The following is a 25,307-nucleotide window of genomic DNA, read 5'->3' on the forward strand; positions in this document are numbered from 1 at the left end:
GTACTTTGTTAAACTGTTTATTATCAATCAATAATTATTGAAAAGCGCACTCCAGTATCCGGTGCCCCTTAATGGCTATCGGCAGTTGCCGGATGATACGTACCTGCCCCTGTTCAATAAAATGCTCGATTTGATAGCTGTTATCCTCGTCGATCATGTAGAAGTGCGGCACTACGTTCCGGTTGAAGTGTGGTGTAGTCAGAATCTGCGGTACGTTGTATTTTTCATGCACCGATTTCAGGATTTTGTGTTCTACCGTCGCGGTCAGGTTGTTACCTTCCTGGGCAGCGGTTTCCCAATCGAGCAGGTAATGCACGTTCGCTTTTTTATCGTGAAACCAGATCGGCAGAAAGTAATCGGCGGTTTCGACAAACACGGGATAGCGTTTATCCAGCCGGGATAAGTAATCCGTAACCCCACTCGGGAAAATGACAACTTTCCGGTTTTGGTAAAAAAGAAATCCACCCAGTAGCCCTACGTACACCGGCAGTAGACGAGGCAAAAAAGCGGGCAGACGTACCGAAATTCGCCAGCGTTTCGGCAGAATATAAATCGCATAAACAAGCTGGTAAATCAGCAGCAAATGACTCGGCCACAGATATCGGCTGATGAAAACCGACGTATGCACCAGCGAAACAATCAGCGAGATTCCTAACGTAGCGAGGTAAATAAAACCGGCCAATACGTAGAAGGTGAAGGCTTTATCGGCTTTAAAATCCTCAAATTTATCCCGCAAACGGGGTCGTACTACGTATACAAACAGCCCCACAACAAGCGCAAAACGAAGAATGGGCAACAAGGAGAATTTACGCTCAAGACTTGATGATATAGCCGGAGCCAGTTCGCCAACCGTGTAAAAGAACGTAGCGAACGTCGGCAGCGGAATCCACGAGTGGGGTTTACCAGCGTCGGTCTGAATCACAAAACTCGGATACCAGACCAGCAGCCAGATCAACCCAATTAGCCCATGCGCCCCAATCAGCAACAGGTAGTTCCGCTGCCGCGACAATAGGAAAATAAGCAGACTGAACGCGCCGGATGCTGCTACGTAAAACAGACCAAAATTATGCGTGAACACCAGCAGAATTCCGGTAATCACGAACGTAGCAAGCCATTGGACCTTCCTGGGGGAGGTTATCAGCTGGTGTAAACTGATAAAATACCCGACGCTAATCAGCAGAAAAAGTGCATAAGCCCGTATCTGAGTCGACAGCATCAGGTTCAGATACGTTAAACCAATCATCGCCGAAAACAGGTAGAAGTTAAGTACAGGCTTGCCCAACAGGCTGGTTACGTACCGATAAAACAGGGCGACGGCCATTGCGAACAGGCAGATAGAAACAGCTCGGAGAAACTGAGGATTCAGGCTGATGAAATGTCCAACGTACCAGTACACATTGACGAACAAAGGCGGATTTGCATCCATACCGCTCACTACCGCATCGTTTGCATGCGTAAGGGACGGATCAGAAACGAGCAGATAACTGAGTACTTCATCCATCCACAGCCAATGTTCCTTAAAAAACAATGACGCAATGAGGCTGACCGCCAGCATCAACGCCAACGTAGCACTCAGTAGCATTATCGTTTTCGATTGTTTCATGGGCACTATTTTTAGCCGAGTAGCAGCGAGTATTTAGCTGTAAATCCTTTTTGCGAAGTCGTTCGCCGGCTCGCCCAACAGCGTTGATATAATTCGAGGTACTGATCGGCAACCTGCCCAATCGGAAAGCGCGTTTCTACATTTCGGGTGGCGTTGGCCGATAAGCGTTCGTACAACATCGGGTCGGTCAGCAACGTATTGAGGGCGTCCGTCATGGCGTCAACCTGACTCACGTCGACCAATAAACCTCCATCGCCAACCAGCCAGGGAACCGCGCCACTATCTTTCCCGGCCACAACCGGAATCCCAAAACTCATGGCTTCGGCCAGCACCATGCCAAACGATTCTTCGAGCGATGGGTGAAGAAACAGGGTGCTTTGGGCTACTTTTTTCAATACTTCAACATGATCAGTTGGCCCAAAAAGCACGACGTTGGTAATCTGGTTCGCGCGACAAAACGCATCGGCATCATGTCTGAACGCCGTTCCGAAGGCCCATAATACAGCGGCCGGATGCTGCTTTTGTAAAGCTTTAAAGGCCAGCAACGCATTCTGGCAATTTTTACGCTCATCCCAACCATTGGCTACCATGCTGATAATGGGCACTTTAGGGATAGATGAACCATACTGCTGGATCGATTTCAAGACGGGATTTGGAACAACCTCCACGGACTGCGCCACCCACTTCTGAACCGAGTCGGCCATGTAGGGCGATACGGCCGTAAACCAGCGTCCCCGGTTGAATACGTAGCGGGCCATGAGCAGCATGAAAAGTCGCTCCAGCGTTCGGACATAGCGAAAAATGATCTGTGCATTATCGTGAACCGTAATCAGCGATTCGGGCTTGTAGGCCAGTGCCGCCAGGGCAAATTCGTACGTCCAGTGCGCGTGTACTACGTCCGGCTGGTAATGACGTAGTACGTCTACGATCTGTTTCCGTTCGAATTGATAGAAGTCCAGCATGCGCCCTAAGCGTTTGCCATTCGGACGAAACGTACGCGCCCGGCTAGGAACCACTACGTAGGTAAGTTTCCCTCTTTCGTAAACAAATGGTTTATCATCATCGCCCATTTGCGGGTCAGTTGTAACGGCCAGTACGTTATAGCCACGTGCTACGTATTCACGAACCAGATTGCTGATCAAAGGCGCTCCAGGCCGTCCGCGTGGATACGTACCAACCAGCTTCCTGGCGGCTTCGGGCAGCAAATCCTGCGTAGCAATAGAACCTAAAACAGCAATGAACATAACGGAGTAATGAATAATGAGAAATGCTTACCAAGAAATGTATGAAGTAGGGTATATGATGTCGCCGGCAAACGGGACCTCATTCAGCCTACGTTACAGCTCATACATCACTCCGTAATCTGACTGAGCGCCACGGCCAGACTGACGCTTTTTTCGACAACTGGGCTGTAGTATTTCCGAATGATATGACCCACCTTCGACGGCCAATTTTGCTGGCGGGCAAACTGAAACGCGTTAAGTCCCATTTCCAGACGTTGTTCCTCGTTCTGGTACATCCATTCGATGGCTCGGGCTAGTCCAGCCGCTACCGTTTCCGGCTCCGAAACCGGAACGCGAATGCCCGTTTGTAAGCTAACCATATCGGCCTGACCATGTAAATCGAGCGTGATAACGGGCAGCGAATACGCCATAGCTTCCAGAAGCTGAGCAGGTTGCGTGTCGCGGAGGCTGGTAAACAGAAACACGTCTGCGTTTCGGTAGTAGTTCGTTACCTGATCGAAACTCACTTTTCCGGCCCAGGTAACCCGATTCTCCAATTTATACGTAGCGATATACTCGGGTACGTATTTGCCCATCTTGCCGTCGCCCACAATGGTCAGATGAACAGGCAACTGAGCGTCTACTTTACTTAAGCCATGCAGCGATAACTCCAGCGCTTTGCGGGGCATAAGCCGGCCCACCCACACCAGTTCCATCGTGTTTCGTGGCGACCGACTGATTGGCGAGCTAGGCATAAAATGCTGCCCTACCCCACCCGATTCTTTTTCAACGTTGTTTACCCGACCCAGTCGATTCACCATTTGGCGGGTGTCTTCATTACGTACCAGTACGTATTTTGCCCGGCGTACCGACTCATAACAGCCGGGGTTGAAACGTAGCATCAACTCACTGATCGCCGACCGTAGTTGTTCTTTCCACCAGTACTGTTTGAAATAGCGACGCATGCTCGACGGAGCCTCCTGCCCCCCGCCTACCGGGCCATAAATGAACGGGCGATTGAGTTTATACAGGAAACTGCCGAGCTGCAGGCTGGTATAACTGACATGGTGTACTAGGTCGAAGGTATGATTCTCAGCTAATTGCCGGGCTTGCTGCCAGGCCGCCCACTGCCAGTAGATGTAATGAAAATACATGCCGATCATGCCCCAATTGTAAGCCCGGTCGACCCAGCGCGGCACGGTGACGAACACAAATTTCAGATTCGGGAGAGGTGTTGACCGTAGTTTTTGCTCGATACTACTCTTTCCCAGCTCACGCGTCAGGCACCAGACCTGATACCCCTGCTGACTAACCAACGACGAGTAATACCAGCCGTTTCCTTCTTCCGAACCTCGATCCGGAATGCACGCGTAGGCAGAAATCAAGACTTTTTTCATAAGTGAGTATGTTATTAGGGATGTTATTGGGCGTTGCTGCCTGCCGGGTCAATTGTACGCTGGAACTATCCATAAATACTTGGCAGACAGTAGGTATAATCAGGTAATACTGGTTTCGAGACGTTGCGCTACTTGCTTTTCCAGAAGATCGACATCGACGCGTATGTCGTCATTGACGTGACGATGATTGCTTCCCCTGACCGCACCTGAACAATGGGCAGTATAGCGAAGACCGAGGATGTGCGCTACGTGTCGGAAATAATCCGGTACGTAGTCGGGCGCGAAAAATTCGAGTAGTTGAGTGCCGGGCTGGCACCACAGTACGTTGGCAAACGAAGCCCCGTGCGGACCAATAATGAACGACGCCTGCCGATACAGCGCATATTGCTCCTCAATGCTACGTGATTTATCCTCAATGAAGACAAAGCCGTACTGCTCCAGCATACGTACCAGCGCATCTTCGTTCAGCACGCGCCGACGACCCGAACGGCTGATATAGATACGTTCCGACGTAGCAAACCCAGCCATTATCGAATGAGATGAAACGTGTTTCTGAATGGCTGCTACGTCGGCGATATTCGGGTAGAACCAGCTGTCGTTATTGCCAAGAATACACGTCTTGAAATGGACGTTAGTAGTTCGACTATCGATTATCTGGCTCTCTTTCAACCCGATACGTATCAGCAGTTCCCGCTCGAACGGGGTATGCATTAAAGGATAAGAGACTATTGCGTTCGCAAAGGTTTCAGCAGGAAGCGTTTCTTTCATCCGGCACAGTTTTGCTGCAACGAAAAACAGGTAGTCATAATAGCCACCCCAGTAGTGCGACCAGGGAGCCAGTAACGTATCGGTTTCGAGAACTGCCCGTTTATCCGATTTGAGCAAATCCTTGAACAAGGCTGAGCCGCCAAAATCAGTATCGAGCACACGATTATTTGCCACCACACTTCCGTTACGTAGCTGGCGCATGTTACGTTGATTTGCACATTGCCAGACAAGCGTATTAGCTGATGTTACGTCTGTTTTTCCGAAAATCGGTCTGGAAGCATCGGTGAAATCATTGACTTCCGGCAACGTAACGAGTTCGCCTTTCTTGAAAGCAATCTCCGACGGACGCAGATACGTTTCTGTCTGATCTTTCGTCAGCAGTTCGAGCCCGAACGGTCTGGCCAGCAACGTAGCCTGACTTTTTAAAGCACTCCGAAGCGTGTTGGTCAGCTGATGTATGATTGCCATAGTTGATTGCTTTTCGGTAAACAAATTGTGTCTAGTCAAGGCCCCGACAGGCTCCGGCTGTCGGATTCGCGACAACCGTAATTAAGTAGTTACGACCGACAGCCGGAGCCTGTCGGGGCCTTGATTACGTGCTCGGCTCCTTCACCAAATCGGGTTCAGTCACTGGCTCTGCCGGAAGAATGTCGGCGTAAACTTCATTGATTAACCGATTGATTTTCAAATTCCAGGACTGCATACGTGCCGACCGATACGCTGCTTGCCCCATAACGAGCCGTTCGGTTGGATGCGCGTACAGCCATTCGATGGTTCTGGCCAGATCGGCCTTTACCTGATCCGGCGTTTGAACGGCAACCTTAAAGCCGGTACGTTCCTGAACCAGCTCAGCCTGGCCGTGCAAATCCAACGTAACGACGGGCAGCGAATACGCCATAGCTTCCAGCACCTGCATAGGGCAGGAATCGCGTAGGCTCGTGAAAAAGAACACGTCCGATTGAGCGTAGTACGTCTTCATTTCCTGATAGGACACATGCCCGACCCAATTCACCCGATTCTTAACACCGTATTGTTCCAGATATCGTGGCACTTCGCTCGCCATTTCACCCTTTCCACCCACAATGGTCAGGGTGATGGGCAAGTCTGGATTGACCTGACTGAAGGCTTCAATGGTCAGTTCCAGTGCCTTACGAGGCATCAGGCGCCCTACCCAAAGCAGCTTTAGCGACGATTTATCGGGCGTACGAACAATGGAACGGGGAGGGATAAAAGACGGACTAAGTCCCGCATCGAGCATTCGGTCAATCGGACGTTTGGGCCGTAACTGGCGAGCTAGCCGATACGTATCTTCGTTGGTGACGATGATTCGCGTAGCCTTTTGAACCGACTGATGATAACCCGGATTGAGGTATTGCAAGGCCACGCCCACCCAGTCGCGCATCCATTCGCGGGTCCAGTACGTACCAAAGTATTTTTTAAACGCTTTCGGTGCGCGCTGCCCCCCGCCGACGGGCCCAAAAATGAACGGTTTCCGCAGTTTATATAAAAAACTGCCGAGCTGAATACTGCCATACGTAACGTGATGCACCAGATCAAACGCCTGCAACTGATCGAGCCGCCCGCCTAATCGATACGCCTGCCACTGCCAGTAGAGGTAGTGGAAGTACATACCAAACAGTCCTTTATGGTAAAATTTTTCAACCCAGTCGGGCAGAACAACGTAGTGCATGGTCAGATTAGGGTAAGCCCCTCCTGCCAGAATAGGCTCAATGACCCCCTGCCCCTGCTGCCGCGTCAGGCAATGGATGCGGTATCCATTTTCGCTGAGTAACGTAGCGTAGTTCCAGCCATTACCCTCTTCAGAGCCATGATTCGGCAGGCAGGCGTAGGCCGAAAGCAATACTTTTTTCATAGGTCACGAGGTTTTAATGACACCTATTTTCCGCAGCAGAAAACCCGCGCAGATACGCGATACGTCGAAGAAGAAATAGATCAGCTTCGTTTTGGAATGATCGATGGCGAACTGATACCGGATTTTAAGATTGGTCGGCGATTTGAACGACGTAAATCCCCGCCAGAACTCCTTCCAGCCCGCGTTGTGCGTAATCAGTGAGTTGGTCGACTGTACATATTCGTAAACCACACTTGGTACGTTGACAATCAGTCGGTAACCAGCTTTCCGGGCACGTACTGAAAACTCGATATCGGCCATGTAGTGGATGTAATTCTTGGCGTCATACAGGCCAATCGCCTGAAACACCGACATTGGAACCAGCGTACCCCGACCGGGCAATGATTTGGATTCTACGTACGAGGTTTTCCTGGCCAGTTGCGTATAGTTGTACCCATAATCGGCAGCCAGTTGGCGACCACCCGCTGTATACAGTTCGAAAGCTGTACCGGCATATTCCAGTTTGTCGGGGTTGTTGCTGTCGACACTTGGCGAACCGATCAGGCAGGGTCGGTACATTCGATACGCATCCACCATCGTTTGCAGGTAATTCGGATTTACACGCGTATCGTCGTTGAGCGTCAACACGAAATTCTCGTGGCGTTTGTCCTGATGTTCCAGGGCGTAGCGAACTCCCCAGTTGGTCGCTTCGGTCCACCACAAATTGCCGTCGCCACGTAGCACAACAGTGTCGGGAAATTCGTCCCGAATCATCGCGTCGGTACCATCCGAAGAGCCATCGTCAACAACAATTGCCCGGAAATTGCGATACGTCTGGGCGGCTAAACAAGCCAGGCACTGACGGGTAAATTCCCGCCGATTGTGAACGGGGATCACTACGTAAATCATACTGTTTGTGGATTAGGTGAAGGCATTTGACGTGATGAAAACCGATTGACAACCCGCGCCGAATGGTAGCGAATGAGTCGTTTCGTGTCGGGGAAGTGGAGACCGTAGCACATGCCTAATCCCACAAAACCCCAGAAACCAACGGGAAGCTGGTAGGAAATGGCGTAAACCAGTCCGCTGGCGATAAATCCGAACAAAACCAGCTGTTCGTTGGTGAACGTTCGGTTCCGGCGGTAGATGATGTATAAGGTTCCGATGATTAAAAAAAGGTTGATAGCCAGCCCGAAAAAGCCGTAGTTGTAAAGCATGTCGATGTATTGTGAGTGGATGATGGTTCCCTTTTCGGGGAAATCTTCGTTTTCCATAATTTCGCCCCGGTCGTAGCCATCGTAGCGCCAGCCAAACATCGGTCGATCAGGGATTTGCGTTAGGTAATACGCTGATTGCTCCACCCGCCAGCTGCCCGTGTTATCTTCTTTGGGCGATAGGATCCCGCTAATACTGGCCATAAACGAGTCGATCTTGCTTTCGGGCAACAGACTTATTGACGGCACAACCAGCAGCAAAATCACACTGAACGCCAGCATCGTGCGCCCGGCCGGCAGCCCTTTGTCCGACGAGAGTTTTCCCATGCCAATCAGACCAAACACGATGCCCGCAGCAATTACCGCCGTTGAAATGACGGAACGGTGCAGCAAAAAAACGATGAAAGCAAACACAAATAGACACGCACCCAGATGCACCAGCCGATGCTCGCGGAGGTAGAGCACCAGAAAATACAGAAACGGAACTACCAGATATAGGGCTTCTGGAGCCGTGGTCGAGCGGCTGTCGGACGTCAGGCTGTAGCTGAAAATCTGACCGAGGAGAATCTGATTGATAAAGAAAAAACCCAGAATCAGATAAACCACATGGGCTAATTTAAGCTCCCCCGCCCGACTGGCAACGTAGTAAGCAACCAAGGTTAACCCACAGAAAAAGAAGCGTTTAATAACAAAATACGAATAGATGTATTGATTATATTCATACTTCGATTCCAGCACCAGCAGAACAACGCCCAGCAGCAACGGCCAGACCATCATTCTGTAGAAACGAGGAAGCGCCGGGTAGCCGATCACCAGCGCAGGCATACCCAGCAGCGCCGATACGTTGATAACCTTGTCCAGAATTGGATTCAGCGAATTGCCTCCGTACGTCAGCGCGCTAACACCGAACAGGAGTACAAATACCAGAAATCGAAACAGCCAGACTTTCATCGTTTTTCGTGTTACGTGGTTGGCACTTCCGCTACGGATTCGCCAGAACTTCCTTATAAATTTTCTCCGTGTTACCTGTAATTTCCTGCTGATCAAACCGCTGAAGCGAAACGGTACGTGCCTGTTCAGCCAGCGAATCACGTAACAACTGGCTGTCCCAAAGGCGCTCAACGGCCTGGGTCATTTCGGGCACCTGCAACGAGGTCAGAATACCCGTTTTGTACGATTCAACTAAAGACGCCACTCCGCCGACATCGGAGGCAACAACCGGCAAACCAGCGAGCTGCGCTTCACAAACGCTGTTCGGGCTATTGTCGATATAGGACGGATGCAGCAGACAGAAGGCTTCGTGATACGTCTCCCAAAGCTGCGCTGCCGATAACATCCCCCGGTGTTCAATGTCCTCCGAACGTATCGTCCGCAACGACAGTGAAGACGCCAGTTGAAGCAATTCTTCCTTGCTGCCTGGCCCCGTAACAATCAGTCGCACAGGCCGTTTTTTCTGCAATGCATCCGTTACCCGAAGTGCTTCGCGAATACCTTTGATGTAATTATTTCCACCGACAAACAGCAGGGCGTTTGGGTCTGGATGCTTTGACGGAACGATGGGCTGGTAAAACTCCGGACGTATCATTTCCCAGTTATGATGCACCACGGCCTTCGGTTGCAGATGCTGCACAACCGACTTGTCCCAGTGCGTCCGGCAGATGAAATGCTTTACGTTCGACAGGTAGCGTTTCTCGTAATAGCCTGCCACCAGCCACGACAGATGCCGGTATTCAGGCCGTTTGGGCAGATGCCGGTAATATTCCGTCACAAACCCCTGCGCCGACAGCACTTTAGGTATTGAAACTGAATTACCCATGACGTGGTATTGCTGCTCCGACCCGTGGATATGCATCAGATCGTACTGACCCGCTACGTCGCGCAGGTAGTTTTGCACGCGCCTGATACGTCCCGAATACCCACGTAGCAAATCCAGTTTATCGTCTGGAACTTTCAGAAACGTATAGTTAATTCCATCCAGTATAGTCTCCTCATCCTGTTTAATAAAGGGGTTGTAACTAACTATTTTCAAGTTTACGTTGCCCGTCGCCAGCAGGTGTTTGGCTAAGGCGGTTACCCAGGGGACCGGGTGCCCGGCTTTCGACGAGTGCGACGTCGGAGCCAGCCAGAGAACATTCATCATTGTTGTGGTCTTATCGTTTAGTTAAGGGTTAGGGTTTAGTATATAGGTTGGTAATCAGAGGCTTTTCACTGGGCTGACCGCCAGAATTTCCGGCCCGGCAGCAACCTGATACGTCTCCTGCTGCGGAGCTACTATTTCCCGAAACAAAGCCAGGTGCCTATCAATGATGTGGTCGATCTGGAATCGTTTGCTGGCATATTTGTATTGCTGATTGGCCAGCCGCTGCCGGGCTTCGACCAACTGGTAGCGAAGAATGGCATTCGCTACGTCGGCGGCCGTGGCTTTCAGGGGTAAGAGGCCCGCTTTATTCCGGTCGAACTGTTCGGGAATGCCACCCGTCGACAGCGCCAGCACAGGAATTTTAGCGGCAATGGCTTCGGTAATGCTGTAGCCCCAGGATTCGTTGAGCGCCGTATGAACGTAGAGCGAAGCCCGTTCCAGAAACTCTGATACATTCGGTCGATAGCCCATGAACGATACGTATCCCTCCAGATTCTTTTTGTGAACGAGTTCTGTCCATTCACTACGTTTGGGGCCATCGCCCAGGAGCCAGAACTGAAAATGCGTAAATCCCCGGTTACGTAGTGCGTCGGCCGTTTCTATCAGTAATCGTTGATTTTTGCGTTCCTCCAACGTACCGATGTTCACAACGATGAACACGCCTTCAGTTGATCGGGGTGATTTCTCAGGGAACACAACCCCGTTATGTATTACGGTGCTGTGGGCCAATTTGGGGTAAATGGCGGAGGCCGTCTGACGGGTATAGTCCGAGACGGTAATGAACGCATCAGGTTGCTGGAATAGATACTGAAACCAGCGCGTCAGGCGCCGAATTGTCCACGCATTCAGCTTATAACGCTCCTGATATTCTTTAACCGGATCGTCGTTGAAATGGCACGTAACCACCACCCGAACTTTACGGGATAACGCCAGCGCAGCCGCCGTTCCCGACGTAACGTCCTGTGCGTGAATAACATCAACCTGTTGCCAGTCTTCCCGACGTACCGCAGCCCAGATACTTATAAAATTCTCCAGTTCCAGATAAAGCGCAACGCCATTCGGTCCCAGCAGAGCCGCTATCCGACGAAACAGGCCCAGCACTTTCTTCAATAAAGCGGGCGTATTGGCCGGAGTAATAAGCTGCACCGATTCGCCACGATCGGCAAACTGTGTCATCAGCCGATTGTAGTGGGACGTAACGCCCGTTTTAGACGTTTGCGAAACGACCGAAACAAGTAGGATTTTCATACGGTAAAGGCTGGTTAAAACCAATCATGACATTATTTATTCATGAATCGATAGAGTTTTACGGTTAAAATATTTCCAGGTTTTTTACGGAAGTTGTTGAGTAGACTATCAAAAGCAGCTTCACTATAGAGCAGGAAATTATAAAATCGATTGCCCGACCGATTGACGACCTGGCCCATGGTAGCCCGAGCGGACCAGCGCAGGAATACGAAAACCCCGTATTTGTCGCCGTGAATGTTCTGAAACACCCGGCGCTGGTTTCGAACGGCGTAGTATTGTTTCCAGGCACCTGGCCAGGGAATACCGTTTCGGTCGAAGGAAGGCGGGTGATAAAAAATCGAGCGAGGTACAGTAACCACAGGATAGCCCATTTTCTGAACGCGGGTCATGTATTCCACTTCATCGCCCCAGATAAACAGCTTTTTGTCGGGCAGCCCCACATTTTTGACGACTTCTGAGCTGACCAACGTACCGTTGAAAAAGAAAGCAACGCCATACACCAGATCCATCGAAGCCATGTCCGACACCAGCCGGTAGCTTCGGTTTGGGCGGTCGACGTAGAAGGCTAGCTCACTATGGTTTTTGTTGCTAACCGATACGCAGTTTTTAATACAAGGCCCGATGTTGGGCGACTTCAGCAAGGCTTCAAGGGCGTCGGGAGCAGCCAGGCAGTCGTCGTCCATACACCAGAGCCACTGATAACCAGCCTTATAAGCCATGTCGATACCCGTAGCAAATCCACCTGCCCCACCCAGATTTGATTGGGTAACCACCCAAAGTCCATCCTGCTCGGCCAGCCAATTGCTGGTACCATCATTGCTGCCATTATCGATGACGATGATGGCGTCAACCGGCCGGGTTTGCCCCTGGAGGCTGGCGATGCACTTTTTCAAATCAGCGAGCCGGTTGTAGGTGACAACCACCGCAGCTACAGTTTCCATAGTTTGATATTAGTTTAACAGGCTGGCTAATCGGGTTTTACCGAAATGAATAGCTTCCTGTAAATAGACTCGTTGAATGACCTGAATACCCTGATTTCGCAGGTAGAAGTACATGACCAGGGCGATAAAGACTTCGGTAGATAACCAGGCATAAGCGGCTCCAACGTAGCCAAGTCGCTGGATACATACTACGTTAAGCAGTACCCCCACAACAGAACCCACGGCCGTAATACGAAAGAAGGCTTTGTCCATGCGCAGGTTTAGCATGGTGTACAAGCCAAGGAGGTTACTCAGGCCAATCGCAATCGGTAGAAAGGCAACGATACGTAGCACGTGAACGGCGTCGTGAAATTTGTCGCCATAGAACAGGTGAATGAACATAGGCGCCACAATCCATAGGCACGCAGATATGGTCACCATGAGCGCAATCAGCGGAAAAACCGTTGTTCGCACCATACGTATTCCCGCGTCGGCACCCCGCCCGAACGCACTCGCGACAATCGGGAAAAACGCCTGATTGAGCCCCTGCGTAACGAATGAGCGGGCAATACTTTCGAGCCGCGTTCCCGCCGAGAAAATACCGACGCTGTACGCATTCGTCAGTAAGCCAACCAGAAAAACGGCTGAGCCAGCGTAGATTGTAATCGTCGCCGAGGAGAAAAATAACGTACTGTCTTCCCGGTACCGACGTAGCAGTTGCGCAACGGGTGGCCAGGAAAACGTCAGCTTAAACCGGCGTAGCGCAACCCACAGCGCCACCACGCTGATGAGCACCTGCGCTATGCTGATGGACAGATTCTGGTAGATGTAATCGTCGGGCTGGCGGATGAGCAGAAAAACCGACAGCGTAAACAGCCCCTTTACCAGCAGGTTGAAAAGAGCTACTCGGCCTAAATCTTCCATGGCCTGATACAGCCAGATCGGAAACAGTACGGTGCCCAAGCAACTGACAAACGTGCAGATATGCAACAGGGCATGATTTCTGAAATCGGGTGTAAACCAGGTGATTCCAGCGAAAATTAGGCACGCCAGTACCCAAAGCAACAGCTTACCCGCGATGATCTCGCTGAACACCTGATTCACGCGTTCCTTGTCATCCCGATTGGCAGCAATGGTACGTACCGCCGACAGATCGAAACCATAGTTGATCAGCAAAATGAAATACGCTACGTATGCCTGCGAAAAATTCAGCAGTCCCAGGCGTTCCGGACCAATGATACGTACTACATACGGCACTGTCAGCAGTGGCAGCAGCATATTCGCTACCTGCACGCTGAACAGCGACGCTACGTTGATCGCAAAACGCTTTAAAACAGACTTTTGCAAACCGCCTGCACCAGGTGTAACCCCAGGGGGCGAAACTACCAAACGCCCCCTGGTGCGGTTTTCGGGCTGCCCCGTCGTAGGACTACAGCTCGAATCCACGCTGGTCACTTTTTCAATTGACATAATTTCTTGTCTTGTTACGTTGTAGGCTCCGGCCGCTTCGGCGGTCCGATGTCGGATGTAATTACCGAGTTAGTCGCTAGCGCGACTTCGACATCGGACCGCCGAAGCGGCCGGAGCCAGTCGGAGCCTCCACTCAGTCCGTCGCGACGCCGAAATAGATATATTCCAATGGTTCAGCGCTGGTCGTTTGCAGCCGATGCGGTACGCCCGCCGGTATCCGGACAAATACGCCCGAACTGAGTTGTATGGGCTGATTGTCAACCGTATACAGCCCAGTACCTTTTAGGAAGAAGAAACATTCTTCCATGGTCGGATGGGCGTGCATTTCGCAATAGTCCGATTGCTGGAAGCTCCCGTAAGCGACCTGGGTTAGCTGCGTTGGCGTATCACCGTTACGTAGAAACACCTGTTTGGCACCCTGCGCGTGGGCGGTCACTTCCGGGATCAGATTGGCGAGGCTGGCGGTGATACGTTCCATCAGGCTTCTACGGGTACGAGTTCTTTTTTCTGTACCTGTTCTGTAATCCAGTAGTAGGTTTCTTCCACACCGTTACGTAGCGGTCGCGATGGCGCCCAACCCAGTTTTTCCTGAATCAGTCGGTTGTCCGAATTACGACCCCGTACGCCCAATGGCCCTGGTATATTGTTGATGGTCAAATCTTTGCCTGAAATACTGATGACCATTTTCGCGAAATCATTGAGCGAAATCATCTCCTCTGAACCAATGTTAACAGGTCCCGAAAAGTCGGATTGCATCAGCCGACGGATGCCATCTACGCACTCATCCACAATCAGGAAAGAACGGGTTTGCAGGCCATCGCCCCAGATTTCGATGGAACCACCATCTTCGGCCATTGCTACTTTCCGGCAAACGGCTGCGGGCGCTTTTTCACGGCCACCATCCCACGTACCCTGTGGTCCGAAAATGTTGTGAAAACGAGCAATGCGCGCTTCGATGCCGTGGTTTCTCTGATACGTCAGAAATAGCCGCTCCGAGAAGAGTTTTTCCCAACCGTATTCGCTGTCGGGAGCCGCCGGATAGGCCGATTCTTCCGAACATTTCGGATTGTTCGGGTCCATTTGGTTGTACTCTGGATACATGCAGGCAGACGACGAATAGAAAATGCGCCGAACGCCTTTGTTTTTAGCGGCTTCCAAAATGTTCAGGTTACAGAGCACCGAGTTGTGCATGATAGCCGCATCATTCGTTCCGGTAAAGACGAACCCTGCACCACCCATGTCGGCGGCTAGCTGATAGATTTCGTCAAGGTCCGACGTTACTACGTCGTTCGCCACGTCGGGGTCTCTTAAATCGCCAAGGATGAACTCGTCGGCGTTGTTGTTTTCATACTCATTTTCTTTAACATCGACTCCACGAACCCAGTAACCTTCGGATTTAAGCCGATTAATCAGGTGGCCACCAATAAAGCCACCGGCACCACAGACGAGCGCTTTTTTCATATTACGTTGTTATTTAACAGGTGAGAAAAATTCTTTCAGATTGAGAAAAATGAAGAGGGGCACTATTTCCAGATAGCGTTTGTAGAGTCGTTTCGGCTCGGCCATAAGCCGGAAAAACCACTCGAGCGAGAGCTGCTGCATCCAGGCCGGGGCCTGCGCTACGCGGTCGGTATGGAAATCGAAAGCGGCACCGACCGTAACGATAAACTGCACGTTTGTCCACTGGGCCAACCGCCGGGCGAACCGTTCCTGTTTGGGTGTACTAAGCCCAATCCAGACGATACTGGCACCGGACTGGTTGATGGTTTCAGCTAATGACTGGAACTCCTCATCGCTCATCTCCCGGAAAGGCGGGCAGTACGTTCCAACAACCCGTTGATTGCCAAACTTTTGCGCCACTGCCTTTTTCAACTCATTGGCCACGCCTTCCTGACCGCCACATAAAAAATGGTTGATATTCAACTGGGCGCTTTCCTCAAATACACTTTTGAAAAAGTCGGGACCGTAGCACCGCGTCATTTGCTGGGCACCTTTCAGTTTACCAATCCAGACGCCGGGCATACCGTCGGGCAGATTCCAGTAAAACGAATCAAGAACGGCCTTGAATTTAGGATCTTTGAAAGCCGTTACCAGACCGTGTGCACCCGTGGCGCTGACACATCTGTTTTCTGAAATCGAGCTCGTTTCGCATTGCCGAATCATGTTTCGTACGGCGCTTTGAAGGCCGACATCATAAAGGCTGACTTGTAATACTTTCGTCATCGCAGTTCGATTAATGAGTTGATTACCAAGCATTCTTATTTCCACGAATAGCGGCTAAAACGGTCCACCAGCAGATTTTTGCGTCCAGTCGCGTCGATTGCCGACGGATGTAAAAGTGGTCGTAGCGCACCCGAACTTTCATTTTGTGTTCCTGCTCCGTTTCACCCCTTGCCCCTCGCGCCTGCGCCAGTCCCGTAATACCGGGTTTCACTACGTAGCGCTCGCGATAGCCCGGCATTGTTTCCCAATGTTTAGCGTCGAGTGGAAGTGGATGCGGGCGGGGACCTACCACACTCATGTGGCCAGCCAATACATTCAGAAATTGAGGCATTTCGTCAAGATTCGTTTTACGTAGCACCTTGCCAATACGAGTCACGCGCATGTCATTTTGGGTCGCCTGACGGAACGTAGCGTTTGTGTCGTACGTCATCGTTCGGAATTTTAGGCAGGGAAAAACGCGTCCGTTACGTCCTGTGCGCAGTTGGATAAAAAGTGGTGGCCCCGACGATGTCGCTCTGATCAATAGAGCTAGTAGAGGTATGAGCCAAATAAGTATTGATGCCGTTACCAGACCCGCAATGAGCAGATCGAATAATCGTTTTTTCATACCGGCTGGTATCCACCTTCTGGCGTGGGCTTTCGACCGCACGTCATAGTCCAGGTAGAATTCAAAAGTTTTTCCGTTAGTCGATGCCTGCATACGTTTAAAATTTTGCACGCACAATGTTGAGTTAAACCAGCCGGTTAGGCTGGGAATCGGGAGGCAATAAATGGCAGACCTTATCGGTACGAGTAACTATTTTTAATCCGGTCGTTGTAGAGGTATGCTTCGCTGCCACCTACTCCGTTGAGAATAATCCGCAGGTTGCGAAAGCGCTGTTCACGATAAAGCGAATCCAGTAATTTAAGATTATGTTTTGGGGTCAGGCCGTGCCGAACGACGAATAACGTAGCATCTGCATATTCAGCAACAACCTGAGCATCAGTCACAATACCAATCGGTGGCGTATCCAGCAGAATGTACCGAAACTGGTCACGTAGCAATTCGATTAATTGTCCGGTATTCTGGCTGCCTAATAATTCAGAAGGGTTATGGGGCAACGGGCCACTGGGAATGATGAAGAAATTGGGGTGGCCGGGAACGGGTTTGATGATTTCATTCAGGGGCGCTTCTCCATTCAGGTACGAACTGAGTCCTACCGTGTTATCGATATCGAACAACTGATGCAGCCGGGGCATCCGCATGTCCATTTCCAGAATCACCGTTGGTTTGGCCATCATCGCCATGCTCGCACCCAGGTTCAGCGACACAAAGGATTTGCCCTCGCCACTCATGCTCGACGTAAACAACAGCACCTGTTTTTGTTCAACGTCCTGAAAGCCAAAATGAAGATTGGTACGTATCGACCGAATCTGTTCGGCAATGACCGAGCGCTGATGCGGAGCCACTACCAATACGTCGCGGTGACGCTTGTGCATGAGTTCGCCCAGAATCGGAACCTGCGTTACGTTCTCTACGTCGTCCCGGCGCATTACGCGGTTATTCATGGCCCGACGTCCGGCAATCACGCCCGTTGGAATCAGCGTTCCCACCAGTCCGAAGAGGGCGTAGATCACAATGCCTACGGGTTTAACCGGACTGCCACTGCTCTGCGCGGCATCGATGATACGGCTGTCGGCTACGGATGTGGCAAACGTAACGGCCATTTCCTCGCGTTTCTGAAGCAGGTACGTGTACAGGTTATTTTTAATGGTCTGCTGGCGGGTAATGTCCATCAGCGCCCGTTCCTGCTGCGGAATGCTACGTATGGTACGTTCCATCTTCTGGTTCCGGGCAACGTATTCTTCCTTCGAATTCCTCAGCATGGCTTTCATGCTTTTGATATTCTGATTCAGGTTATTTTTAGTAGCCCTGATCTGATTATCAAGCGTTTGAAGCATCGGATTTTCGTCCGAAGTCGTTTGTTTCAGCGCATCGCGACGTAGCTCCAGTTCCGAAAGCTTATTGATTTCGGCCAGCAAAACCGGATCATTCAGGCCCACCGTGGCGGGCGTTGTTCCGCGACTTTCGGCCTGTCCTGATACAAATTCCTGCAACTCGTTCAGGCTTGCCAGCTGAATGTTCACCTGGTTCAACTGAGCATCATTTTGCTGCGTGGTTTGCAGAAACGATTGCGCCTGCGCACTTAAATCCGTAATTCCCCGACTCGCTTTAAAGCTTTCGACGTCTTTCTCAACGCCGGCCAACTCGCCCGAAACCCGGTGCAACCGATTTTCCACGAATTGCAGCGTACTAGCGGCTACCCGATTTTTGTCGGTAATGGCAGCCTGGTTATAGGATTTGATTAACGTATTGAGAATGGCCTCCCCTTTTTGCGGAACGGCATCTTCGAGGGTTAGTCGAACAACAGACGAAGTTTTGCTGGTTGGCTCAACTTTCAGATTGCCGATGTACATACCTACGGCACTCGTCTGCGGCATTACCTGAACCACAATGGGTTGCGTTTTGGCATTAACTGAATGCCGCGTAACGATACGTAGCTGACCATAGGGTGTATTGATACGTTGATTCAGCGGATACGTAGCACCATTATTCAATCGCACCGACTGACTATTAGGAAACGAGAGCGTCAGCAGGTTTTTGTACAGCGCTGGCGTTCCCTCTTCGACCATCACCCAAACCGGCGATTCGAGGTATATTTCGCGTTTACCGAAAGACGTATTGTGATAATAACGCGAATCCAGGTGAAGCATATTGACAACTTCAGTCATTAAAACTGAAGATTTCAGAACTTCGAGTTCATTTTCAACGACCTTCTTCGGCGTGTAAACTTCCAGCTCTTTAAGCGGATTCGTTTGCCCGTTTCCCTTCTTTTCATCCTGCAACAACAAACTGGCCTGAATACGATAAACCGGCTGTTTATAAAGCAGATACACGTATGCACCAGCCAGAGCCAGGCTCACCGACAACACAAACCAGGGCCAGTGTCGCAGGTATGGCAACAGGTAGTTGCGCGGGGAGTGGTCGGACGTATCAACCATCTGATATGGTACGTACGACGAGGTGGAATAATCAGGCATAGCGTTTTTATAAAGTTGAGTAATGTTGGTTGGGCGTTATGTTACCGCCGGGTCACGATGATGGCAATCAGCGATAGAATTCCGGTTACGATTGGCGCTAGTTGATACGTTCGGTCGACACTGGTTACCCGAACTTTACCCGGCTCTACGTACACGACATCGTTCGGATGAAGCGAGTAGTAAGGCGACGTAAAGGCATCGCGCCGGGTCAGATCGAGCCGGGCGAAAACCCGCTGGCCATTTTCTTCCCGAATAACTAATATGTTATCGCGACGCCCATAAATGGTTAAATCGCCGGCAAGTCCCAAGGCTTCCGGTAACGTTACCTGTTCGTTTGGAATGGTAAATAGAGAGGGCCTGGTAACTTCTCCTAGTACCGATATTCTGAAATTAAGATTGCGAACTGTAACGGTTGGCTCTTTAAGGTAAGTCCGAAGTTTGGTACTGATCAGTTCGGCTGCTTTTGAATTGGTCAAATCGACTACAGGTAGTTGACCTATTAATGGCAACTTGATAGTACCGTCGGTATCAACCAGGTAACCTGAGACGCGCGCCAGCGGATTCGTTGGATTTATGAACGTATTGCCTTCAGCTGCAGATGTCGGATTAAAAAACGACGATGCTTCTGCATTAAGGCTGCTTACCTGTACCGACAGTACGTCGCCTTTCTTAATTACAGGGATATAAGGAGCTAGTATGGCTAACGTATCGTCGCGCTGCGTAGCGCCCTGAAAATAAACAAGTTTGCGAGCTGATGTGCAGCTCTCTAATGAAGCCGCCCAGCTTAGAATGGTGATGGTACCAATGATGTGGCAAATCTGATTTTTAAGTAGTTTTTCACTTCGTTTATTCATCCGTTACCTGCCTCTAGAACCTTGAAAAATGACGGCTGATGCATTCGTGTAGACTCACACTTTTTGACACAGCAATCGTTTATTACTACCCTAAATTAGGCAAGCTGTTTGCTGTTTGTATCTCTCAGGTGGAAACCGATAACTGAATTTTATTAAATATATATTGAGTATTTAAGCATTATTGGCCTTTATTACAAACTTGTTGTTTACATATATCACATTGTAGTAACAGTAAAATGTAATAAATTCCATACTCTTTTAGATAATTTCAAATTATTCCTTCTGAGAAATTAACTAGTATAATTTACTTAACGAGACTTAATAGTACTTATACTACACAAGTAGACACAACAGCAAAACACCTTATAGATCGCTTCAAACACAGGCTAGCTGCGTTTATTTACTGGCAACGCCGATAACCGCTATATGGCCGTCTGCTACGCAAACTATTTTGCTTTTCAATGTCTATTCTAATCGGATGAGAGCTCGGCGAATGCCCCCTCAGTGAAATTAGCTTAGTCGTCAGATTTTACGCTCTATAAAACACAAAATCGCCAGTGATAGACTCACTGGCGATTTTGTGTTTTATACTTACTGTTAACTGATTCCCTACTTGGAGACGATCAAGGAATTAGATTTCCGGCTTCGTCGTAGTTCATGGTTGCCTGAAACGTCCCCCCCAGCATTACCTCATAATACTTTCCTCCGCTTCCTTTGATCAGGGTGTTATTCGTAAGAATATTATTGGTGGCTTTGCTTCCATATGCCAGAAACGTAGCCTGATTGCCGGGGCTAGGTTTATTCGAAATGGTATTATTCCGAAACGTATTATTCGGCGAATTGTCGCAGATGATGGCTTTGCTGGATGAACTTTCGATTACGTTCTCGGTGAACGTACCGCCCGCCGTTGAGTGGGTCAGTTCAATCATGCCCGTCATTCGAAAGTTATTTTTACTGAAAACAACGGTTCCACCATTGTATAACTGCATCCCACCCTGAACCAGGCCAACCGTTACGTTGCCCGTAATCTGCATACCGCCGACCACGCTGCCGTTGCCGTTTCCATCGTTGGAACCTTCCAGGAACTTGTCGAATACGCCCTCAAACTTATTGTTCGTGATACGTACGTTTCGGGCGGCACCGGCTACTTCGATGCCAAACAGGCTGCAATTTTTCACGTAGTTATTGTCGATAGTCAGTCCATCGAGCGGGCCGGACAATGACAACCCGAAGTGACATTCGTGGAACGTATTGCCGCTTACCAGAATATTCGTTCCGGCATAGACATTTACATTGTCGTGATTGAAAATCTCGCAACCCATTCGTTTCGCCTGGATTACGTTGTTCTGAACGGTGATTTTATCGGCGGTTTTTCCGGCCTGAATTTTCAATGTCATCCAGTTCGTACTGTCTTTGGCCGCTACGTCCGTACTGCTGCAATTCTGAACCGTGAAGTTACTGACGGAAGGACCGTCTATATAAATTGGCCCGTAAGGCCCTGACTCCTGCGACGTTACGTTCCAGCTTAAGCCATCCAGCACAATATGATCCAGCCGTTCGTCCGGATTTTTCGGGTTGACCAGTGATACGTACGATTTTGACAACGTAATAAGCACTTTACCCGGATTGGCACGTATCGTTATATTACTTTTCAGGTGTGCTTCCGTCAGCTGAGTGTAATTACCATCCGGGATAACTAACTCACTCACAGCCTGGATAGCGGCTTCAAGAATTGGACCGATGTCGGTATTAGCGGACGTATCACCAAACCAGAAAAGATTGGCCGGACCAGAATAATCTCGTTTATATCGATGCCCTTTTGAGGTAACCAACGTAACGCCGGTGTTATCGTTGCTGCTCAAATCAGCTTCATCCAGTTTAAAAACCCCTTCCCGACCTGCATCAGTAATCTGGATACTACTGGGAATTGGGGACGTAGCAAGCGACCGAACGTTTGCGATGGAGAGCGTATCCTGCCGCTGTACGACGGTATCGGGCTCAGGGTCATGTGGTTTGCAAAAAGCCAGGCTGGCAAGTACAATGAAAAGCGTTCCTGACTGGAGCAGAATTGACTGCTTCATAGCGTTGAAAATTAAGTGTAAGGTAAAGTAAAACCCACGGCAGCGGCCGACAATCTCAACCCTGCCCCGGCAGGGCTAATCTTGCAGAGATTTTATAAAGCATTTTTCGTCGCGTAGCGACCCAATGTTTGTAGCCATGTTGCTCGCATTTATCTACTTTCCGTCGCGTAGCGACCAAACAAATAAGTTTGCTCGCTACGCGACGGATTGAGTTTGTGGGCCCTTTTTCTACAAACATTAGGCCGCTACGCGACGAAAGCCAAACCCCTACAAGATTATCCCTAAGATTATCCCTGCTGGGATGGGTTGGGGTAACAAAACAGCCATCAGCGCATACCCGCTAATGTTTTTAAGCGATTGTAGATCCGCGTTGGAACACTGTAATGTTGCAACGTTCGCCAGTGATAATATGGGGTCGGTCGGATGGTTGCTGGCAGATCAAACGTGCGCTGCCGACCAAAATCAAGCTCCGTTTTATAGCGATTGAAAATATCAGTATGCGTAGCGTCTTTCCCAAAACCGATATTTTCAACTTTCGATACGGTCGGATATACCGTTAAACCATCAGCTTTAAATCGATTATAACAAAAGCGTATATCCCAGGCATCGGCGCGGCCTTCCATCTGATCACGTAGCATCCCGACCAGGTCCGAACCCCCGCGCATAAATTCGCGCTGCTGCCATTTATCCTGCTCAAACTCAGGGTAATCAGTCATATTCCAATCGATGGATTGCCAACGGTCGGCCCAGGTGGCCCAGCCCCAGGGGCTATGCCGGGGAATCATATAGGCTTCGAAGGGATAACCCGCCAAAGGCGGAAAAGAAAGCGTGTAGCCGGCCACGGAATATATGCGCTTATCGTTGGCGTACTGCACCAGACTCTGGTTCATAAAATCCAGAAAATTGGGCGACGTTACAATATCATCCTCCACGATGATAGCGGTCGGATTATTGGACAGAACCTTGGATATCCCTCGAATAATAGAATCGGCGCAACCAATATTTTTTTGGGCGTAGTCGCGATAAATATTCTGGAAACCAGTTACCCCATCTAGAATTTCGCGAACCTGAGCGGCTTTCTGTTCATCGGCCGGCCGTCTTGGTGCATCGGCAAAAATATAGAGATCGCTTTGGGGAGCCAGATAGTTAGCCTGTAGAGCCTGAATCGTCTTTTCAAGCTCATCAGGGCGTTTGAAGGCAAATAATAGTACAGGAGCTGGAGTCATATGCTATCCTTATGTATTGGTGAAGTAGGATCACACAATTCATCGAATTCATCATTAAAGGTAGATAGCCCCTATCCAGCAGACAAACCTGGAGCAGCCTACTCAGAAGCGTATGTTTTACACTTAAAATTTTTACAATGTCATGTTTTTTTATTTTTTTAAACTATTTATTTAATAATCTTTAATTATAGTAACAATATTTCTGCACTTTATTGCTGAAAAACAGAATAATTGTAACTATTGCCTCCTCAGAAATTAACTTATTGGAGTGATTGGCAAGAATTTATATTTGTAAAGGAATCGACGCTGCCGAAACTCTCTTTTATTCGGTAGACGGAAAATCCGACTGATTCAATGTGGCCAGACGAGCGGCTGTTTGCTCCAATCGATTACGTGATACAGCCAGCCTTTTACCATTTATTAATTGAACCCAGCCAGATCGACCCCGTTTCTGAACAAACTCCGTAACATACGCTGGATTGATAATGGCTGAACGATGTACACGTATAAAATCAGTATTGTGCTCAAACCACTGGAGCGGTTGCGTAACCGTATCGTGGGGGCCATTCTGATAATGAACGTGTGTGTAGTTTGCATCACCCTCTAACCATACAATTGTACTGATAAGCACAGGATGTGAGTGACCGATTAATTGAATACTTTTCATAGAGCCCATATTGAGTTGGATAAACGCTATATACTCTAAATGAACTGTTCTAGTTTTTCTGTCATCGCCTAACAACTTAATTGTCAGTCATTTTTATGAGGGCCGCTAGCACATTATCTGGTTAATTTCCAAGCTGGTAGACTGAAGTAATCTGTTTTCATTCTATCATTTTGTAGCTAACTTTTTCATTACAGCCCATGCTATGTTGATTTGCCAGCCTATTCAAACGGTTATTTTTACCAGCGATTTTCGGGAGAATGCCTACAGCTTTACCGTCGAATCGGTGTTAGACCAAACGGCTGTTCCGGGGCAGTTGATCATCAGCACATCAGCAGGTTATCTGGTTACAACTTCGGTAAATAATTGTCCGCTACGTGAACAATTAGTGAATTTTACACGCGCAAAAAACGGCAATTGGATTGCCCAAAGTCCAGTAACGATATGGCTCAGTGCTACGTCGCCTGTTGACGGAAACGTAACGATACGTAATTCGACTGGCGAAACGCTCGTCCTGACCCTTTCTACAGCTACTGCGAATCGGTCGCTGGCTTTACCATCACTAACCGTCAGTCAATCCAACCTATCATTTGCCTCTGCTACGTTCGGCAAACCGGCTTTTCGGGTGCTTACAGTTACACAGCAAAATAGCGATAAGGTTGTAACCATTTCAACTGATTCGCCCGAAAATTATCAATTGGCCAGCGACACCAATCCTACGTTCACCTCTGCTCTCACTCTCACTCCTTCGCCCGTTGGTACGCACATACATGTTCGCTATCTGCCTGCCAATGCGGGAACGCACCAGAGTAATGTGATCATTCGGACTGAACATGAAGAACTGAACGTACCGCTGACAGGACGTAGCAGCCGACTGCCGGTACTGATCCGTGCCCAACCGTCAATGTTGCGTACCCGTCGTGTGATAAGTCTGCTGGCAGTGCTTGTTCTGGGGGTTCTAAGTTTTATAAGTTATCCATTCCGCTGCCAGCTTTTCCCAAGATGGTGTACCGACGTAACCACGAGCCGTAACGTAGTACCGCTACGTTCAATTTCGCCCACTGTAAGCGAAGTATTAAAGAAAGATTCACCCCGATCTACACGGGCGAGCGCAAAATTAACTTCTAAAAAAAATCATATTAAAAGACAATCTATTACCATAAAAGAAGATCGGGGTCTACGGGCTTCAAAATTGACTTCTGAACAATCCAGAACGGATGAAAGACCGCTCAATATACTTTCTACCAATGAACAGGCTCGCCGAAACGACGTATCTGTCTCGCCACTGGAAGAGAGCGAACTAGAAAAAGTGCTAAATCAGCCCGGTCAATAATACTTTAAAA

General features: G+C 49.4%; 21 protein-coding genes. 1 reads left to right on the forward strand and 20 read right to left on the reverse strand.

Annotation, left to right across the window (positions count from 1 at the left end; translation table 11 throughout):
* Window positions 1-34 precede the first annotated feature (34 nt).
* From ACYVF1_RS16210 to ACYVF1_RS16305, 20 genes are all read right to left on the reverse strand, one after another.
* Window positions 35-1,603, reverse strand: a complete 1,569-nt coding sequence (locus ACYVF1_RS16210) for a hypothetical protein (protein WP_461080553.1) — start codon at window positions 1,601-1,603, stop codon at window positions 35-37.
* A gap of 11 nt (window positions 1,604-1,614) precedes the next feature.
* The gene (locus ACYVF1_RS16215) at window positions 1,615-2,847 is read right to left on the reverse strand and encodes a glycosyltransferase family 4 protein (protein WP_461080555.1); all 1,233 of its coding nucleotides are present in this window, start codon (window positions 2,845-2,847) and stop codon (window positions 1,615-1,617) included.
* 107 nt (window positions 2,848-2,954) lie between these two features.
* The gene (locus ACYVF1_RS16220; RefSeq protein WP_461080557.1) at window positions 2,955-4,223 is read right to left on the reverse strand and encodes a glycosyltransferase family 4 protein; all 1,269 of its coding nucleotides are present in this window, start codon (window positions 4,221-4,223) and stop codon (window positions 2,955-2,957) included.
* Window positions 4,224-4,322: 99 nt separating this feature from the next.
* The gene (locus ACYVF1_RS16225) at window positions 4,323-5,459 is read right to left on the reverse strand and encodes a glycosyltransferase family 61 protein (protein WP_461080559.1); all 1,137 of its coding nucleotides are present in this window, start codon (window positions 5,457-5,459) and stop codon (window positions 4,323-4,325) included.
* 124 nt (window positions 5,460-5,583) lie between these two features.
* The gene (locus tag ACYVF1_RS16230; RefSeq protein WP_461080560.1) at window positions 5,584-6,864 is read right to left on the reverse strand and encodes a glycosyltransferase family 4 protein; all 1,281 of its coding nucleotides are present in this window, start codon (window positions 6,862-6,864) and stop codon (window positions 5,584-5,586) included.
* A 3-nt stretch (window positions 6,865-6,867) separates the two neighbouring features.
* Window positions 6,868-7,752: a glycosyltransferase family 2 protein gene (locus ACYVF1_RS16235; RefSeq protein WP_461080562.1), complete on the reverse strand. Its 885-nt coding sequence runs from the start codon at window positions 7,750-7,752 to the stop codon at window positions 6,868-6,870.
* On the reverse strand, window positions 7,749-9,008 hold the full coding sequence (locus tag ACYVF1_RS16240) for an O-antigen ligase family protein (protein ID WP_461080565.1): 1,260 nt from the start codon (window positions 9,006-9,008) through the stop codon (window positions 7,749-7,751). The genes ACYVF1_RS16235 and ACYVF1_RS16240 overlap by 4 nt, the downstream gene beginning before the upstream one ends.
* Window positions 9,009-9,039: 31 nt before the next feature.
* Entirely contained in the window at window positions 9,040-10,197 is a 1,158-nt protein-coding gene (locus tag ACYVF1_RS16245; RefSeq protein WP_461080567.1) for a glycosyltransferase family 4 protein, read from the reverse strand.
* 54 nt (window positions 10,198-10,251) lie between these two features.
* Window positions 10,252-11,445, reverse strand: a complete 1,194-nt coding sequence (locus ACYVF1_RS16250; RefSeq protein WP_461080569.1) for a glycosyltransferase family 4 protein — start codon at window positions 11,443-11,445, stop codon at window positions 10,252-10,254.
* Window positions 11,446-11,477: 32 nt separating this feature from the next.
* Window positions 11,478-12,386, reverse strand: a complete 909-nt coding sequence (locus tag ACYVF1_RS16255; RefSeq protein WP_461080570.1) for a glycosyltransferase family 2 protein — start codon at window positions 12,384-12,386, stop codon at window positions 11,478-11,480.
* A 9-nt stretch (window positions 12,387-12,395) separates the two neighbouring features.
* Complete coding sequence (locus ACYVF1_RS16260; protein WP_461080572.1) at window positions 12,396-13,835, reverse strand: flippase; 1,440 nt, start codon at window positions 13,833-13,835, stop codon at window positions 12,396-12,398.
* Between the two features lie 133 nt (window positions 13,836-13,968).
* Complete coding sequence (locus ACYVF1_RS16265) at window positions 13,969-14,313, reverse strand: cupin domain-containing protein (RefSeq protein WP_461080574.1); 345 nt, start codon at window positions 14,311-14,313, stop codon at window positions 13,969-13,971.
* Window positions 14,313-15,296 (reverse strand): NAD-dependent epimerase/dehydratase family protein, encoded by a 984-nt coding sequence (locus ACYVF1_RS16270; protein WP_461080576.1) that lies wholly within the window; start codon window positions 15,294-15,296, stop codon window positions 14,313-14,315. Before ACYVF1_RS16270 ends, ACYVF1_RS16265 begins: the two co-directional genes overlap by 1 nt.
* 9 nt (window positions 15,297-15,305) lie before the next feature.
* On the reverse strand, window positions 15,306-16,058 hold the full coding sequence (locus tag ACYVF1_RS16275; protein WP_461080578.1) for a WecB/TagA/CpsF family glycosyltransferase: 753 nt from the start codon (window positions 16,056-16,058) through the stop codon (window positions 15,306-15,308).
* 22 nt (window positions 16,059-16,080) lie between these two features.
* Window positions 16,081-16,665, reverse strand: coding sequence for a sugar transferase (locus tag ACYVF1_RS16280; protein WP_461080580.1), 585 nt, complete (start codon window positions 16,663-16,665; stop codon window positions 16,081-16,083).
* Between the two features lie 173 nt (window positions 16,666-16,838).
* Window positions 16,839-19,139 carry a GumC family protein gene (locus ACYVF1_RS16285; RefSeq protein ID WP_461080582.1) on the reverse strand — a complete coding sequence of 767 codons (2,301 nt, stop codon included), beginning with the start codon at window positions 19,137-19,139 and terminating at the stop codon, window positions 16,839-16,841.
* A 41-nt stretch (window positions 19,140-19,180) separates the two neighbouring features.
* Entirely contained in the window at window positions 19,181-19,993 is an 813-nt protein-coding gene (locus tag ACYVF1_RS16290) for a polysaccharide biosynthesis/export family protein (RefSeq protein WP_461080584.1), read from the reverse strand.
* Between the two features lie 623 nt (window positions 19,994-20,616).
* Complete coding sequence (locus ACYVF1_RS16295) at window positions 20,617-22,074, reverse strand: right-handed parallel beta-helix repeat-containing protein (protein WP_461080586.1); 1,458 nt, start codon at window positions 22,072-22,074, stop codon at window positions 20,617-20,619.
* Between the two features lie 326 nt (window positions 22,075-22,400).
* On the reverse strand, window positions 22,401-23,300 hold the full coding sequence (locus ACYVF1_RS16300) for a glycosyltransferase (protein ID WP_461080588.1): 900 nt from the start codon (window positions 23,298-23,300) through the stop codon (window positions 22,401-22,403).
* Window positions 23,301-23,622: 322 nt separating this feature from the next.
* Window positions 23,623-23,967 (reverse strand): LytR/AlgR family response regulator transcription factor, encoded by a 345-nt coding sequence (locus tag ACYVF1_RS16305; RefSeq protein ID WP_461080590.1) that lies wholly within the window; start codon window positions 23,965-23,967, stop codon window positions 23,623-23,625.
* A 202-nt stretch (window positions 23,968-24,169) separates the two neighbouring features.
* Between ACYVF1_RS16305 and ACYVF1_RS16310 the strand changes: the two genes are divergently transcribed.
* Entirely contained in the window at window positions 24,170-25,297 is a 1,128-nt protein-coding gene (locus ACYVF1_RS16310) for a hypothetical protein (RefSeq protein ID WP_461080592.1), read from the forward strand.
* Window positions 25,298-25,307 lie beyond the last annotated feature (10 nt).

This window comes from Spirosoma flavus, assembly GCF_054778555.1.

Coding starts and splice junctions, on each gene's coding strand:
- ACYVF1_RS16285 (WP_461080582.1), bottom strand. CDS start 19,139: ATGCCTGATTATTCCACCTCGTCGTACGTACCATATCAGATGGTTGAT.
- ACYVF1_RS16210 (WP_461080553.1), bottom strand. CDS start 1,603: ATGAAACAATCGAAAACGATAATGCTACTGAGTGCTACGTTGGCGTTG.
- ACYVF1_RS16275 (WP_461080578.1), bottom strand. CDS start 16,058: ATGACGAAAGTATTACAAGTCAGCCTTTATGATGTCGGCCTTCAAAGC.
- ACYVF1_RS16230 (WP_461080560.1), bottom strand. CDS start 6,864: ATGAAAAAAGTATTGCTTTCGGCCTACGCCTGCCTGCCGAATCATGGC.
- ACYVF1_RS16305 (WP_461080590.1), bottom strand. CDS start 23,967: ATGAAAAGTATTCAATTAATCGGTCACTCACATCCTGTGCTTATCAGT.
- ACYVF1_RS16225 (WP_461080559.1), bottom strand. CDS start 5,459: ATGGCAATCATACATCAGCTGACCAACACGCTTCGGAGTGCTTTAAAA.
- ACYVF1_RS16280 (WP_461080580.1), bottom strand. CDS start 16,665: ATGAAAAAACGATTATTCGATCTGCTCATTGCGGGTCTGGTAACGGCA.
- ACYVF1_RS16245 (WP_461080567.1), bottom strand. CDS start 10,197: ATGATGAATGTTCTCTGGCTGGCTCCGACGTCGCACTCGTCGAAAGCC.
- ACYVF1_RS16220 (WP_461080557.1), bottom strand. CDS start 4,223: ATGAAAAAAGTCTTGATTTCTGCCTACGCGTGCATTCCGGATCGAGGT.
- ACYVF1_RS16235 (WP_461080562.1), bottom strand. CDS start 7,752: ATGATTTACGTAGTGATCCCCGTTCACAATCGGCGGGAATTTACCCGT.
- ACYVF1_RS16260 (WP_461080572.1), bottom strand. CDS start 13,835: ATGTCAATTGAAAAAGTGACCAGCGTGGATTCGAGCTGTAGTCCTACG.
- ACYVF1_RS16215 (WP_461080555.1), bottom strand. CDS start 2,847: ATGTTCATTGCTGTTTTAGGTTCTATTGCTACGCAGGATTTGCTGCCC.
- ACYVF1_RS16255 (WP_461080570.1), bottom strand. CDS start 12,386: ATGGAAACTGTAGCTGCGGTGGTTGTCACCTACAACCGGCTCGCTGAT.
- ACYVF1_RS16240 (WP_461080565.1), bottom strand. CDS start 9,008: ATGAAAGTCTGGCTGTTTCGATTTCTGGTATTTGTACTCCTGTTCGGT.
- ACYVF1_RS16265 (WP_461080574.1), bottom strand. CDS start 14,313: ATGGAACGTATCACCGCCAGCCTCGCCAATCTGATCCCGGAAGTGACC.
- ACYVF1_RS16300 (WP_461080588.1), bottom strand. CDS start 23,300: ATGACTCCAGCTCCTGTACTATTATTTGCCTTCAAACGCCCTGATGAG.
- ACYVF1_RS16310 (WP_461080592.1), top strand. CDS start 24,170: ATGTTGATTTGCCAGCCTATTCAAACGGTTATTTTTACCAGCGATTTT.
- ACYVF1_RS16250 (WP_461080569.1), bottom strand. CDS start 11,445: ATGAAAATCCTACTTGTTTCGGTCGTTTCGCAAACGTCTAAAACGGGC.
- ACYVF1_RS16295 (WP_461080586.1), bottom strand. CDS start 22,074: ATGAAGCAGTCAATTCTGCTCCAGTCAGGAACGCTTTTCATTGTACTT.
- ACYVF1_RS16270 (WP_461080576.1), bottom strand. CDS start 15,296: ATGAAAAAAGCGCTCGTCTGTGGTGCCGGTGGCTTTATTGGTGGCCAC.
- ACYVF1_RS16290 (WP_461080584.1), bottom strand. CDS start 19,993: ATGAATAAACGAAGTGAAAAACTACTTAAAAATCAGATTTGCCACATC.